The 13,712-nt window shown below is 69.8% G+C and carries 13 protein-coding genes; 5 read left to right on the forward strand and 8 right to left on the reverse strand.

The genetic code is table 11. From position 1 onward, the window contains the following. Positions 1–130: 130 nt before the first annotated feature. Complete coding sequence (locus tag M1203_RS12515; protein WP_249949701.1) at positions 131–538, reverse strand: hypothetical protein; 408 nt, start codon at positions 536–538, stop codon at positions 131–133. Positions 539–783: 245 nt separating this feature from the next. On the opposite strand from M1203_RS12515, the gene M1203_RS12520 reads away from it, so the two are divergent. Then, complete coding sequence (locus tag M1203_RS12520; RefSeq protein WP_249949702.1) at positions 784–1,986, forward strand: acetylhydrolase; 1,203 nt, start codon at positions 784–786, stop codon at positions 1,984–1,986. Between the two features lie 53 nt (positions 1,987–2,039). On the opposite strand, the gene M1203_RS12525 is transcribed toward M1203_RS12520, so the two are convergent. Then, positions 2,040–2,480, reverse strand: a complete 441-nt coding sequence (locus M1203_RS12525) for a VOC family protein (protein ID WP_249949703.1) — start codon at positions 2,478–2,480, stop codon at positions 2,040–2,042. A gap of 253 nt (positions 2,481–2,733) precedes the next feature. On the opposite strand from M1203_RS12525, the gene M1203_RS12530 reads away from it, so the two are divergent. Then, the gene (locus M1203_RS12530; RefSeq protein WP_249949704.1) at positions 2,734–3,447 is read left to right on the forward strand and encodes a chitinase; all 714 of its coding nucleotides are present in this window, start codon (positions 2,734–2,736) and stop codon (positions 3,445–3,447) included. Positions 3,448–3,503: 56 nt separating this feature from the next. On the opposite strand, the gene M1203_RS12535 is transcribed toward M1203_RS12530, so the two are convergent. Continuing rightward, the gene (locus M1203_RS12535) at positions 3,504–7,823 is read right to left on the reverse strand and encodes a trypsin-like peptidase domain-containing protein (protein WP_249949705.1); all 4,320 of its coding nucleotides are present in this window, start codon (positions 7,821–7,823) and stop codon (positions 3,504–3,506) included. Between the two features lie 176 nt (positions 7,824–7,999). Continuing rightward, positions 8,000–8,440: a GNAT family N-acetyltransferase gene (locus M1203_RS12540; RefSeq protein ID WP_249949706.1), complete on the reverse strand. Its 441-nt coding sequence runs from the start codon at positions 8,438–8,440 to the stop codon at positions 8,000–8,002. A 180-nt stretch (positions 8,441–8,620) separates the two neighbouring features. On the opposite strand from M1203_RS12540, the gene M1203_RS12545 reads away from it, so the two are divergent. Then, entirely contained in the window at positions 8,621–8,992 is a 372-nt protein-coding gene (locus tag M1203_RS12545; protein WP_249949707.1) for a VOC family protein, read from the forward strand. Between the two features lie 12 nt (positions 8,993–9,004). Here the strand turns inward: M1203_RS12545 and M1203_RS12550 are convergent, their stop codons facing one another. Then, positions 9,005–10,153: a serine hydrolase gene (locus M1203_RS12550; RefSeq protein ID WP_249949708.1), complete on the reverse strand. Its 1,149-nt coding sequence runs from the start codon at positions 10,151–10,153 to the stop codon at positions 9,005–9,007. 108 nt (positions 10,154–10,261) lie between these two features. Between M1203_RS12550 and M1203_RS12555 the strand changes: the two genes are divergently transcribed. Then, positions 10,262–10,789 carry a carbonic anhydrase gene (locus tag M1203_RS12555; protein ID WP_249949709.1) on the forward strand — a complete coding sequence of 176 codons (528 nt, stop codon included), beginning with the start codon at positions 10,262–10,264 and terminating at the stop codon, positions 10,787–10,789. Positions 10,790–10,850: 61 nt separating this feature from the next. Here M1203_RS12555 and M1203_RS12560 read toward each other — a convergent pair whose 3' ends face one another. Both M1203_RS12560 and M1203_RS12565 read right to left on the reverse strand, forming a co-directional pair. Then, positions 10,851–11,576, reverse strand: a complete 726-nt coding sequence (locus M1203_RS12560) for a CBS domain-containing protein (RefSeq protein ID WP_249949710.1) — start codon at positions 11,574–11,576, stop codon at positions 10,851–10,853. A 42-nt stretch (positions 11,577–11,618) separates the two neighbouring features. Beyond that, positions 11,619–12,005 (reverse strand): site-2 protease family protein, encoded by a 387-nt coding sequence (locus M1203_RS12565; protein WP_249949711.1) that lies wholly within the window; start codon positions 12,003–12,005, stop codon positions 11,619–11,621. Positions 12,006–12,351: 346 nt separating this feature from the next. On the opposite strand from M1203_RS12565, the gene M1203_RS12570 reads away from it, so the two are divergent. Beyond that, the gene (locus M1203_RS12570) at positions 12,352–12,879 is read left to right on the forward strand and encodes a universal stress protein (RefSeq protein WP_249950023.1); all 528 of its coding nucleotides are present in this window, start codon (positions 12,352–12,354) and stop codon (positions 12,877–12,879) included. 198 nt (positions 12,880–13,077) lie between these two features. Here the strand turns inward: M1203_RS12570 and M1203_RS12575 are convergent, their stop codons facing one another. Then, positions 13,078–13,677: a hypothetical protein gene (locus M1203_RS12575; RefSeq protein ID WP_249949712.1), complete on the reverse strand. Its 600-nt coding sequence runs from the start codon at positions 13,675–13,677 to the stop codon at positions 13,078–13,080. Between the last annotated feature and the right edge of the window lie 35 nt (positions 13,678–13,712).

Genomic DNA, 13,712 nt, shown 5'->3' on the forward strand with positions numbered 1-13,712 from the left:
GACCACCCGCCGGCCCGGATCGGCCGGCGACAGCGGCGGATCCGGGCTTCGCGGTGCGAGCTCGGGCAGCCGCGCTCACCACGGCACGGCTCCAGCGGCCGGTCGCACCCGGACGTCCCCCGGCGGGTTTCTACTCGGGCTGCGTCACCGTCAGGGCCCACCGGACGCTGTCGTGCGAGGCGTCGACCCCCACCGTGAAGGACCCCCGCACGACACCCGCGTCCATGGTCACCGAGCCCACACCCGCACTGCCGACAGGACAGTCCACGGCGAACTCGGCCACCCGTACGTCCTGCGAATCCATCGTCACCGCCACGCTGCCGCCGCCCTCACAGGCCACGGTGAGCACGGTCGGCAGTCGATCCCACGCGCCCCCCGACGCGACGCCACCGTCTCCCGTCATCTCCTCCACCCACACCAGACCGTCCGGCCCCGGGTGCGGAAGTAGACCCCCAGCCGCCACGGCGGGCCCGGCCCCCACCCCCGCCAGGCCGAACACCGCCGCCACCGCGACGGTCACCACGCTTCTCGCACGCATCACGCCTGCCCCTCCCGATCACTTGTCATGACGCAGACACTGTGCCGCGAAGGGAGTCCCGCGCGCATGAGTACGGACACTCATGACACCGATGCCGAGAACGAGCGGAAACCGCCCAACTCCCTTGCTCGCGAAGGCTATGGTGAATCCCTCATCGCTGACGCACGACCTCGCTGTTCGGGAGCGCCGCGGCTGACGGGATGGGCCGCGAGCCCCGTTCCGTCCGAGAAGCCCCGGGAGGGTCCGTGACCACCACGCCGTTCATCAACCCAAGAGGTATGACGCGCCGTCGCATGCTCGGAGCCGCGCTGGCAGCCGGGGGCGCCGTACCGATCGGCGTCACTGGGCGCGCATGGGCGGCTCCCCTCTCCCGGAACCCACCGCGGATCGAGCTGCCCGGACCCACCGGACCGTACCCGGTGGGCACGGTGTCGCTGCGTCTCGTCGACCGTTCACGTCCGGATCCCGTGGCCGGTCCTGGGCATTACCGCGAGTTGATGGCCAGTGTCTGGTACCCGGCCCGGGACACCGGGCGGTATCCGTCGGCGAGTTGGATGGCCCCCGGCGCTCTGCGGGCGCTTCTGACGTCGGCGGGGTTCCCGGCCGATGCCACGGTGGCGCCGCTCAGGGCCGTCCACGAGGGCGCCCCGGTACGGCGGACGGGCACACGACTGCCGGTCGTCGTGTTCTCGCACGGCGCGCACGACCACCGTGCCGACAACACGATCGTGGTTCAGGAACTCGCGAGCCACGGGTATGCGGTGGTGACGGTGGATCACACACACGACGCGTTCAGCGAATTTCCCGACGGCCGGGTCATCGTCCCGCTCCGGGACCCGGAGCACGCGTTGGTACCCGCGGACTTCGCCAAGGACCTCCGCTTCGTCCTCGACCGCGTCGAGGACCTTGGCGCCGGGCGCAATCCCGACGCCGAACACCGGCCGCTGCCGGCCGGTCTGCTCGGCGCCCTCGACCCCCGGCGCATCGGTATGTTCGGTTGGTCGAAGGGCGCGACGGCGACTGCCCTTGTCATGAGCGAGGACCGGCGCGTACGGGCCGGGCTGAGCCTCGACGGCCCGATGCAACCGACCTTCACCGCCGAGCTGGACCGGCCGTTCATGCTGATGACCGCCGACTTCACCCGGGCCGCCGAGCCGAGCGTCGCGGAGTTCTGGTCGCGGCTGCGGGGCTGGCGGCTCAACGTCCGGGCCGACGAGGCGGTCCACCGGTCGTACGGCGACTACCAGGCACTGATCCCGCAGTTGGCGCAAGCGGTCGGGATGAGCGACGAGGAGCTGCGGGCATGGGTCGGTACCCTCGATCCGGGCCGGGCGGTACGAATCCAGCAGGCGTACCCGCTCGCGTTCTTCGACCTCCACCTGCGGCAGCGGGGACACCTGCTCGACGGCCCGTCGCCGGCCTTTCCGGAGGTGAGGTTCATTCCATGAGGCCATGAGGCGAGGGAGCACGGTGCTCATGTGCCGCGCTCGCGGAGGGGCCGTCAGCCGATCTGCTCGGCCAGGGCGAGGATGATGCCTGAGGGGCCATAGAGGTAGCAGAGGCGGTAGATGTCCTTGTACTGCGCCACCTCGCCGATCAGTTCGGCGCCATGGGTGCGCAGGCGGGCGATGGTGTCGTCGATGTCGTCGACGGCGAACATGACCCGGTGCAGGCCCAGCGTGTTGGGCGGCGGGTTGTGCGATCCGTCACCGATGGCCTCGGGGGTGTGATACTGCGCGAGCTCCAGCTTGCTGTGACCGTCCGGGGTCCGCATCATCGCGATGTCGCTGCGGACTCCTTCGAGTCCGACGGCCTGATCCGCGAAGAGTCCCTCGATCTTCGCCTTGCCTTCGACCTCCATGCCCAGTTCGGTGAAGAAAGCGACGGCGGCGTCCAGGTCCTCGACGACGATGCCGATGTTGTCCATCCGCTGAAGCGTCATGACGTTTCTCCCTCTGCGTTGTGCGGCCCTTTGAGGCCACCGGTATACCGAGGACGGAGCCGGCGGCCCATTCTCGACACCCGTAACGGGCCGAATTCCGGAGACCCACTTCTGGCTCCGCCGCGCTACGCCAGTTGGCCGACTATGCCTCTAATGAGTGGTTTCGGCCGTTATTCGCGACTCATCGCGGAGTTGTTGATCAGGATGGACCCGGCGCTGCGCGCCTACCTGTCGACTGCCGAACCGAGGAACGATGAAACACTCCCGCACCCTGTCCCTGCTGGCCTCAACCGCTGCTCTGAGCGGCGTCCTGTCCATGACCGGTCAGGCGACGCCGGCCGACGCCGCCTCGTTCGTGGTCAGTGAAGCCCAGTTCAACACGATGTTCCCGAACAGGAACTCCTTCTACACCTACCGCGGTCTCACCGACGCCCTGGGTGCGTACCCGAAGTTCGCCGCCAGCGGCAACGATGCCGCCCGCAAGCGCGAGGCCGCGGCTTTCCTCGCCAACGTCAGTCATGAGACGGGCGGGCTCAGGTACGTCGTCGAGCAGAACACCGCCAACTATCCGCACTACTGCGACTCTTCGCAGCCGTACGGCTGCCCGGCCGGACAGTCCGCGTACTACGGGCGCGGACCGCTGCAACTGAGCTGGAACTTCAACTACAAGGCCGCCGGCGACGCCCTCGGCGTCGACCTGCTGCACGACCCCTGGCAGGCGGAGAAGAACCCGGCCACCTCCTGGAAGACCGGGCTCTGGTTCTGGAACACCCAGTCCGGCGCCGGAAGGACGACCCCGCACGACGCCATGGTCAACAACAAGGGCTTCGGCGAGACCATCCGCAGCATCAACGGCGCCCTTGAGTGCGACGGCAAGAACCCCGACGAACGGAACGACCGGATCAACCTGTACAAGAAGTTCGCCGGCATCCTCGGCACCGACGTCGGCGGCAACCTCTCCTGCTGAGAAGCCGACCACCCCGGGGATCGCGGTCCAGTTGGGCATCCGCTGGAGGGCGGCGCCTAATCCGCGCCCGCCGGGTCGCAGACCTGGTCCGTTCTGCTGCCCGGTGGGGTCAGGGACTTCTCCGCCCGCGTGAGACCGCGCCCCGCCACCGCGCACACTTTCTCCAGCCATCGCTCCGGGTCGAGTTCGAGGAGGTAGCCGTCCGACCCGTCGACCAGGCCCATGAACCTGCCGTCCTGGGTCAGGTCGGCGGTCGCGCCGTACCCCGGTGTGAAGTGGTAGCGCTCGGTGCCGCTGCGCAGATCCCAGGTGGTGTACTCGTTCAGCGTGCTCTGGGTGCTCAGGGTGGACTCCGAGGCGAAGGTGGCGAGCCATTGGACGCCCCGGTACGCGAGCGGTGCGAGCCACTTGTCCTTGCCCTCCTTGTCCATGTCCCACACCCGAACGCCGCCGTTGTCGCTCAGCACCGCGAGCAGCCGGCCCGTGGGGTCGAAGCCCAGCTGTTTGACGTCGCCGAATTCCTCCGTGTCGATCGAGGCGACCTCCCGCCCTTCCTCGAAGTCCCAGATCACGATGTCGTAGCCCCCGGTGGCCGTGCGCACCGCCGCCTGCCCGTGCCCCGGGCGGGCCACCGCCCAGGTGCCGGCGGCGGCGAACGAGACCTCGACCGACTCCTGGGCCCTTGGCCGGTAGGCCGTGCCCGCTTCCCGGCCCCGCCGCAGGTCCCATCGCACGACGTACGACAACGCCGAGATCACCGCGTGGTCCGGGCCGTCGAAGCTGATGTTGACCCACGCGGGCGTGCGCCCGGAGCGGGGGTCGGGACCTGTCGGGTCGATGTCCGGCGGTCGTGGCAGATCGATCCGGTTCACCTCTTTGAGCGTGCCCCCGTTCATCTCCCAGACCAGGACGGTACGGCCGTCCGCCGCGGGCGTGAGGACGCGTTTGCCGTCCGGGCTGTACGCGCCGTACAGGGCGGCCAGCGGACGGGACGGCCGCACCGCCGCCAGCAGTCCCCGTGTACGCAGGTCCCACAGACGCAGTCCATTGCCGTCGGCGTCGACACTGATGACGCGGTTGTGATCGGCGTCCACCGTCCTGATCCGGGCGGTGAGCATGGCGGTGTCGAACGCGGACGGCTCCGGGACACGCGCCACCATCACCGTCGCGCCGACGCCGACCACGGCCCGGAGATTCCCCGGCTCCCCGGTGAGCGCCATGGCGAGCGGCTGCGAGCTGCCGGTGAACAACTCGTCCTGCTGGGCGGGCGCGGGCAGGTCGAGGGTGCTGGGGCGGCCCTCCGCCAGGTCGAGGACGAGGAACCGGAACCTGCCGAGAGAGGTACCGAAGCGCTGCGCCGGGTTGATGAGGAAGCGGCCGGTCCGGTCCAGGCGCGGCACATACAGCGGGCAGACCAGGCCCAGTTGGCTCCTGCTGTACTGATGGCGCACTTTCGGACTGCCGGTCAGGTCCCAGGCCTGGAGTACCCCTTCGGGAGTGCACCGCACCAGCGTCCGGCCGTCGCCGCTCACGGTGACGGCACCGGTCCGGTCCGTTCCCCATGTCGCCGAGTCGCGTTCGCCGTTGGCGAGGTTCCAGCGGACCAGGCGGCCCTCGGCCCCCGCGGCCGCGCCTTCCTGGGTGATCCGGCCGATCACGGTTCCCTCGGGACCGAACCACGCCTCGGCCGTTTCCCATCCCGTGGGTGCGCGCAACGCCTTGCCCACGCGTCGGCCGCTCTCGGACTCCCACGCCAGGACGCCTTCGCCGGGCAGCGCGGCGAGTACTCTGCCGCCGGTACCGTCGAAACGGAGGTCGACGGCAGCGCGAGCGTTCTTCCGTACGGTGTCGCCGTCCCGCAGGACCACCGTGCGCCAGTCGCCCTCGTTCTCCAGGCCTTCCGGGCCTTCAGGAGGGATTCCCAGGGACACCTTCCCGTTGACGGACGCCCGCGCGAAGATCCGCCCGTCGGGTGAGAGCGTGACGATCCTCGATCCTGTCGGCAGGCCGCGGTCGTCCACCTTGTCCTTGCCGAGGGTCAGACCGACGGCGTCGCCCGAGGTCATGCCCACACTGACGCGTTTGCCGTCCTCGCTCATCGCGACATCACGGACCGGGGCGTGGTTGTCCCACACCACCCGCTCCACATGGCGCAGCCGCAGATACTGACTGATCAACGCGGTGCGGGCCTCCGGCTCCTCGGCCGTACGGTAGGCCGCCCCCGAGAACAGCGCCGATATCACCACCGACACGTCGTCGAGCTGCGCTGCCCGCACCGCCAACTGCTCGGACGCCGCCCGCCGCAGTTGCCCGTCCAGCTCCGCGTTGCGCGACAGGAAAAGCCCTGAGGCGACCACCGCGAGCACCGTCAGGACGGCGAGGCCGCCGATGAACCACCGCTTCTGCCGTACCCGCCGCCGGGCACGGTCCTCCCGCGCCGCCCTCCTCTCGACCGAGCGATCGATGAACCGCCGTTCCGCGTCGGTCAGTTCGGTGCCCCGGAGGTCCACCCACCGTTCGGCCTCCGCGAGGGATTCACCCTCCAGGAGCTGCCCGCGCTCCTCGTCGTGCCGCAGCTCCGCCCGCCAGCCCAGGAACTTCCGGTCCTGCCGTACCCGCGCCTCAAGCCGCTGCCAGGCGCCGATCAGTGCCTCGTGGGCGAGTTCGGCGGTGACCGTCTCCCCGTCACCGCCACGCAGTACGAGCAGCCGCCGCTCGGCGAGCGCGGTCGCGATCCGCCAGCGCCCCGGCCCCGCCTCCTCCCGGCTCAGGGCGTTGCGTATCGGGACCTCGCCGCCCGGCAGAAACCGGACGAGGTCGGTGAGCAGCCGCATGGCCTCGGTCTCGTCGGCCTCGCGGACACACTGCCGCCAGACGGTCTCGGCGTACCGTCCCAACGCGCCCTGGACGCCGCCGACTTCATGGTACGTATCGAATCTCAGCCGCCCCGCTGCCTGTCCGTCCCACAGCTGCGCCATCACGAAGCCCAGCAGGGGCAGCGCGCCGGGGCCGTCCCCCGCGTCGTCGAGCATCCGCTCCACGAGTCCGTCGTCGTATGTCACGGCGGGCGTCGCCTCAAGCGGGCCCCGGATCACCCGCTCCAACTGGGCGCGGGACATCGGGGCGAGCAGCCGTACCTGGCCGCGGCCGAGTGCGGGGCCGAGCAGCGGGTGGTTGAGGGCCGCGTCCGTGACATCCGATCTGAGGGTGACACACACCCGCGGTCCATCGCGGTGGTGCGCGGGAAACAGCAGCCGTACGGCCTCTTCGACCTCGCTGTCCGGTCCCGCGAGCAGTTCTTCGCCTTGATCGAGCAGGACGAGCGGTCGCCGCTCCCACTCCCCGCCGGTCATGCGCAGGGCGTCCATGAGGCCGCGCTCCGCGAGCAGGTCCTCCAGCCGGCGTACCTCCTGGGCCCTGTCGGCCCCGCGCAGTCCGGGACGTACGGCCGTGACCAGCTCCGACGCGAGTGCCGCTCGCAGGGAGCCGCCCTCACCCGAGCGCACCACCAGGACGACATGGCCGCGCTCACGCATCCGCGGCACCACCCCCGCGCGGGCGAGCGAGGACTTGCCGCTGCCGGAGGGGCCGACGAGGGTGACACATGGGTGGGAGCCGAGAAGCAGGGCGGTGACATCGGCGATGTCGTCCTGCCGCCCGAAGTAGACGTCCGCGTCGGCCTCTTGGAAGGTGGACAGGCCGCGGTACGGTGACGCGGGGCGGACCACGGGTGACAGTTCGGGCAGTTCGGCGACGAGCGTGCGGGTGGGGATCAGGAAGCTCTGCTGGACTCCGCCGGGCTGGATCACGACGACCATGCCGGCCACGGCCCGCAGTTGTTCGTCCCAGACCGGGCTGCCGCTGAACCCCTGCTCGACGGGTACGCCGTGGGGGTCCGCCTGCGACAGCTGGACCCAGCCCTCGGCGGTGCCGCCGCGCAGCCGTCCGTAGTGCCAGACGCCGCCCGGGGAGCGGCGCGGGAAGCCCGGCACGCGTACGTCGTGGCCCCACACCCGCTCGGTGTCGGCCATGTTCACCGGGCGGGTCCCGGGTATCGGCGCCCGCAGCCGGAGGACGGCGATATCGCCGGTCTGGTCCGCCCGGACCGGCACCCACCGCTGGACCTCCGCCGCGCCGCCGCCCTCGGCGAAGGGCAGGTCGACGAAGACCTCGGTGCCCGCCGCCACGTCGTCCTCGCGAGGCAGGTCAAGGGCGTCGTTCACCACATGGGCGCAGGTCACCACCAGTTCGGGGGAGACGAGAAAGCCCGCTCCCGCCAGTTCGCCGCCGGGGCCCTTGACCCGGACCACGGCAGCGGCCAGTGCCTCCTCGGGGCTCCGTGACCCGTCCCCCGTACCCGTACCCGTCCCCGTCATCCAGACCTCCGCGTCACCGCGCCCCCTTAGGCCCAACTCCGTTACACAGTATCCCCGTTGGCATCTTCGCGGTCACTTCTGTTCTCGGTCGCGGTGACCGCGGAGTCAGCTACCGTAAGGCCGCCTTCGGCTCCTCGGCTCCTCGGCACATCGGCACGCGTCGGGGCCCTGCCCCGTCAGGAGAGTCGCAAGTCGATCCAGGGGATGGTGTCTCCGGGCAGCAGGTATCGCTCGATCTCGACGAAGCCGTGCTTCAGCGCGAACCGCAGTCCGTCCTCGTTGGAGGACAGGACAACGGTCTCGATCACCTCGGCTCCCAGCTCCCGGGCCCGGCCGAGCCCGCGCGCGTACAGTTCCTCGCCGAACCCCCGTCCCCGGTGGGCGGCGAGTACACGGGCGATGACGGTGGCTGTCCGTGTGTCGTCCGTCGGTGGCCGCACCGTGCCGCAGCCAACGAGTTCGTCGTCGAGATAGGCGATCTCCAGGTGGTAGCGCCGGGCACGTTCCCGTACGTCGTCCAGGGAGAGCGGGTGGGCGGGAATGATCGCGTTGTGGGCGTACCGCCAGTCGCCGAGTGCGGCGTCGTCGTCCGGCTGCTGGATGCGAAGGTCAGACATCACAGCAGGAGACCCGAGGACATCTCGGACGTCAACTCAATTGGGTGTGATCCGCCGGCTGGGCGCGCGGGGTGACGCGGCGAGGACCGCCCGTGCGGCCCGGCCCGACCGTGCGGCCCGGCACGCCCTGCCGGGGAGGGAGCGGCGACACTCGACTCAGGTCTCTGCCAGAATCGGCGGATGCTGAGCATCGGAACGATCGTGATGGGGGCCGGCGATGTGCGGCGGGCCGCGGAGTTCTGGAGTCGGGCCCTGGGCTATGTCCCTCGTGACGGCGAGGTGAAGGACGACTGGGTGGTGCTGGTGCCGGCGGATGGGTCCGGTGCCGCGCTGGCCCTCGACCTCACTACGACGCCCGCGCCGGAGCGGCCGAGGATCCACCTCGATCTCTATGCGGGCGACGCCGCCGATCAGGAGGCCGAGGTGGCTCGACTGGTCTCCCTGGGCGCTGAACGTGTCGACTGGGACTCGTATCCCGAGGACGCCGACTTCGTCGTGCTCGCGGATCCCGAGGGCAACCTCTTCTGCGTCATCGACACCAGTCACGGCTGACGTCGCGGTGTGTCAGGTGTGGTGTGCGGCAATGGCCCGGAGCAGTGTCAGGGTTTCCCGCTCCCGGTTGGTGGCTTCGTCGGGCGAGGTGCCGAAGGTGCGATTGGCCGAGAGCTTGACGATGGTGGTGGCGCCGGCCGGGTCGACGTAGACGTACTGGTTGTAGACACCGATGGCGCTGAACTCACCGCGGTCTCCCTCGGGGATCCACCACTGGTAGCCGTACCCGAGGGGTCCTTGGCCCAGGACGCGTCCCGGCTCGCAGTGGGGGGCACCGACCGTCACCGAGTCGGTCACCCACTGGGCGGGCAGGACGCGGATGCCCTGCCACACGCCCCCGTTGCGATAGAGTTCGCCCAGCCTGGCGTAGTCGCGTGCGGTGAGATTGAGGCCGTAGTAGGCCAGTTCGATGCCTCGGGAATCCACCAGCCAGTGTCCCGGCGAGACCATGCCGAGCGGCTCGCAGAGTTTCTCCCGCATGTAGTCGGCGAGGCCGCGGCCGGTGGCCCGGGACACCAGGAGACCCAGCACCACGGTGTCGGCGGAGTTGTAACGGCAGACCGTACCGGGTTCGTACGCGCGCTCCATGGAGGCCACGAACTCCGCGAGCGATCCGCCGCTTTCCGACTCCTGGACGAGCCTGAACACCTCGGACCTCGGGTCGCTGTATTCCTCGGTCCACCGCGCACCGGAGGACATCCGCAGCACGTCACGCACGCACACACCGTCGTAGGCGGAGCCCGGCCGAACCGGTACGAAGTCGCTGACAGCGGCGTCGAGGGAGGGGATGTGTCCTTCGTCGAGGGCGATCCCGACCAAGGCGGAGACGAAGCTCTTGGCGACCGACATCGACATCCAGGGAACGTCAGGTCCGCCGGTCAGCGCGTAGTGCTCGTGCCGCACGCGTCCGTCGACGAGGACGAGCAGGGCCGCGGTATCGGTGTCGGAGAGGAAGGCCCTGGTCGAGCGCGTGGTCCCCTCGAAACGGTAGGTGGGCGGCAGGCCGCTCGGCTCCCCCTCGGGCAGGGCGCTCGGCCGGGAGGATGGGGCCATGGTGCGTGAGGGCAGCATCTCGGCCATGCGGCAGAAGTTCCGGTGCTGCGGTCTCCCCGTGAACACCGCGAGGTCACGGAGAGTCGGTGTGGTGCGGTAGGAGGTCATCTCGCTCCTTCTCGGGAGGGAAAGGGTCGGCTGAGCGACGTCGGCTCGGCTCATGCGGTCGACGCTCCACCGATCGCCGAGAGGCGTTCCGTGTGCCAACGTGAGGCTGTGTCCAACTTCTCGACGTACATCGAGCGCAACAAGAGGTTCGCGCGGACCGACGCCAGGCTCAACGTGCCCGCCGTGCCGTTCGTCCCGTTCAAGCAGACGTTCGTGATCATCTGCATCGATCCACGGGTGGAACCGGCCGCCATTCTCGGGGTCGAGCTCGGTGAGGCGATCATCCTGCGCAACGTGGGCGGTCGGGTGACCCCCGCCGTCCTCCAGGACGTGGCGTGGATCAGCTATCTCCACGAGGTCAAGACGCCGGACGCCGACTGGTTCGATCTGGCCGTCATCCACCACACCGACTGCGGATCCGGCCTGTTCGCCGACGACGAGTTGCGCCATGGCTTTGTCACGCGTCTCGGTTACGACGACCGGACCATCGCCGATCTCGCCGTGGTCGAGCCCGCCCGGACGCTGCGGAAGGACGTCGAGCTCCTGCGGAGCAGCCCGCATGTGTCCTCCCACGTCAAGGTCTCGGGTCACCTCTACGACCTGGAGACCGGCCTGCTCACCACGCTCGTCGACTAGACGCGTAGGTCCTGTCCGCTGGACGAGTAGGCGCTGTCCGGCCGGGCGTCCGCTCGCGTCATCACCGCGGCTTTCGCCATCCCCCGGTCTGCTGGCGGGACGCCATCAGCCAGGTGACCGTTCGGCTGATGTCACTGGAGGAGATGATGCCGAGGAGCCGGTGGTCGTCCAGTACCAGCACGCGATTCTCCGCGCCGGGCCGGATACGCGGCAGGAGGTCCGCGAGGGGGGCGTCCGGGGCCGCGGTGGTGACCTGTTCCAGCGGCAGCATCACGTCCGCGACCGTACGGGAGTCCCGCTGCTCCTCGGGTACGTGTCTGGCACGGTCCAGGGTGACCAGCCCTGCTGCCCTGCCGCCCTCGCCGACCACGGGAAAGGCCGAGAACCGATACCGGTAGAGGGGGTCGGTGAGGAACTGCGCGACGGTCAGCCCGCCCTGCACGGTGACCGGGCCCGGAGTCATGGCCTGTCGGACCGGGATACCCGCCAGAAGGGTCCGGAAATGCGCCTGGCGTCCTTCGGCGGTGGCGGCGGCGATGAGGAACCAGCCGATCAGTGACAGCCAGAGCCCCTCGAAGGTGCGGGTCACGATGAACAGGAGAAAGCCGGCCGCGACGAGCAGCCAGCCGAAGGCGCGTCCCGCGGCGCTCGCGTTGACCGTCGCCCGCAGGGGGTCTCCGCTCCGACGCCACAGCAGGGCCCGCAGCAGTCGGCCGCCGTCCAGAGGGGCTGCCGGGATGGAGTTGAACAGGGCGAGGAGGATATTGATCGCGGCCAGCCAGGTCACCGCCTCGATGAGCAGTCCCGGGGCATGCCCGAGATGGAGGAGCTAGGCACAGAGCCCGAAGACCACTCCGAGCAGAAGGCTGACCAACGGACCCACGCCCGCGATACGTACTTCCGCGGCCGGATTCGACGCCTCCGATCTCATCCGGGCCACGCCGCCCAGAAGCCAGAGCGTGATGTCGTCGACCTGTACCCCGTTTCGCCGGGCGACGATGGCGTGGGCCAGTTCATGGGCGAGGAGCGAGGCGAAGAAGATCAGAGAGGTGGCGAGTGCGGCCACCCAGTACAACGCGGCCGAGTGTCCGGGCTCCACCTGCGGGAAGCGCCCCTGTGCCAGGCCCAGCGCGAGGAGGAAGAAGATCACCAGGACACTCCAGTGAACCCCGACCCTCACCCCGGCGATCCGCCCGAGCGAGAAGGTTGCTCGCACGTTGGTCTCCCTGTGTGATCGGCGTGCTGTCCGCTGTAGCGGCGGGATCCGCACAAGCGGCGCGGGCACGGCTCTCCTCCCCCTGGCTGTTCTCCCCTTTCCTCCCATGGTGCGGCTGTCAGCTCCGTGCGGCATCCGAAGCGCCTGGCCCCGGGCCCAGGGCCCGAGCCCGGGGCCCATCCGCGTGCCCGGGGGCCGGGGCCCGACCCTCGCGCGTGACGCCGTCATGGTCCCGTCAGAGTCTGCCGTCTCCCCGTCAGAGAGTCGCCAACGGACCGGGATATCGCCCCACGGGTCCTTTCATGGGAGGCGGAAACCTTGAGATCCGGTGAGGGGCGGTGGCGTGATGGAGAGATCCGGCGGGCGGCGCGTGGTGGTCGGGGTGAGCGGCACACTGGGCAGTCTGACCGCCCTGCATCGGGCGGCGGCCGAGGCCCGTCGGGCGGATGCGGAACTGTGGGCCGTGCTGGCCTGGGCGCCGCCGGGCGGGGAACCGAGCCGGCGCGGATCGTCCGGCCCGTCACTGCTCGACGAGTGCCGCTGGGCGGCCGTCGAGCGGCTGCTCCAGGCGACGCGCACCGCGTTCGGCGACGCCGGGCCCGGGGTGCCGATGGAAGGTCTGGTCGTACGGGGCACACCGGGCGCCGTGCTGACCGGAGCCGCCAACAGCCCCGAGGACCTGCTGGTCGTCGGCGCCGGGGTACGCGGACGGCTGCGCCGGGCGCTGCGTCCCTCGGTCGCCCGCTACTGCCTCGCACACGCGTCCTGCCCCGTGCTCGCTGTCCCGCCCTCGCCACTGCAGGACGGGATCGACGCCGTGAAGCGCCGGATCGCCTGGCACATGCCCCTGGACACACGGGAGTTGGCGGACTGACCGGCACATCGCGACCGGGAGCTTCCTCGCCCGCCGGTATGCCGCCGGTCCCAGCCCCGGCGAGCCTCCGGGCAGATTCCGCGTATCAGGACGCGGGCCGGGGTCGGCGTCACCCCGCCCACGCAGAACGCTCGGCCGGGAGACCCCGGCCGAGCGTCCGCTCAAGCTGCTGACAACAGCCTCTGGGCCGCCATCAGGTCAGATCGTCGGCGTGTCGTCGACGACCTCTTTGTGCGGTTCGACAATGAACTTCCAGCCATCGCTGGGCTCCAGGAACCGCACTCGGGTCGGGTAGATGTCCAAGGCGCGGCGGTCGCGGTTCTGGCTGTTCGCGCCCTTTCGCCCCCGGATCGGCTCCTCGTACAGGTCGACCTTGACGTCCGGCACCGCGACGACTTCCTCGCTCCAGCGCTGAACGATCCCCACACCGAACGCGTCCCGCGCGGCGGCGTAGAGCGCCTCCAGAGATTCCTTGCTCCCGTTGGGCACGAAGAGGGCGAGGTTCAGCAGAACGCCCGCACTCCGGAGAACCTCTATTTCTTCCCCTGCCTCGTCGGCTATCCAGATTCCCCGCTCTTCGGAATTGTCCGGGAGAATCTGTATTTCCTTGTCGAAAATCGTCCTCGCGGTGAAGGACCCTCCCTCAAAATTCTTACCCGGCTCCGTGAGGAAAGCCGGGGCGAAGCAGTCGAGAGGAAGGCCGTCCATCTCCGCCGAGACGAAGATGTCGTCCTGGAGGCCCAACTCTGAAACCTCCTCGGCCGTAAGACGTCGAGCCGCAACCTTCTCGATATTCACGCCATTCCCCTTTTTTGTGGCATCCTGTGAATTCA

Source organism: Streptomyces sp. 35G-GA-8, assembly GCF_023534745.1.
Lineage (GTDB): Bacteria > Actinomycetota > Actinomycetes > Streptomycetales > Streptomycetaceae > Streptomyces.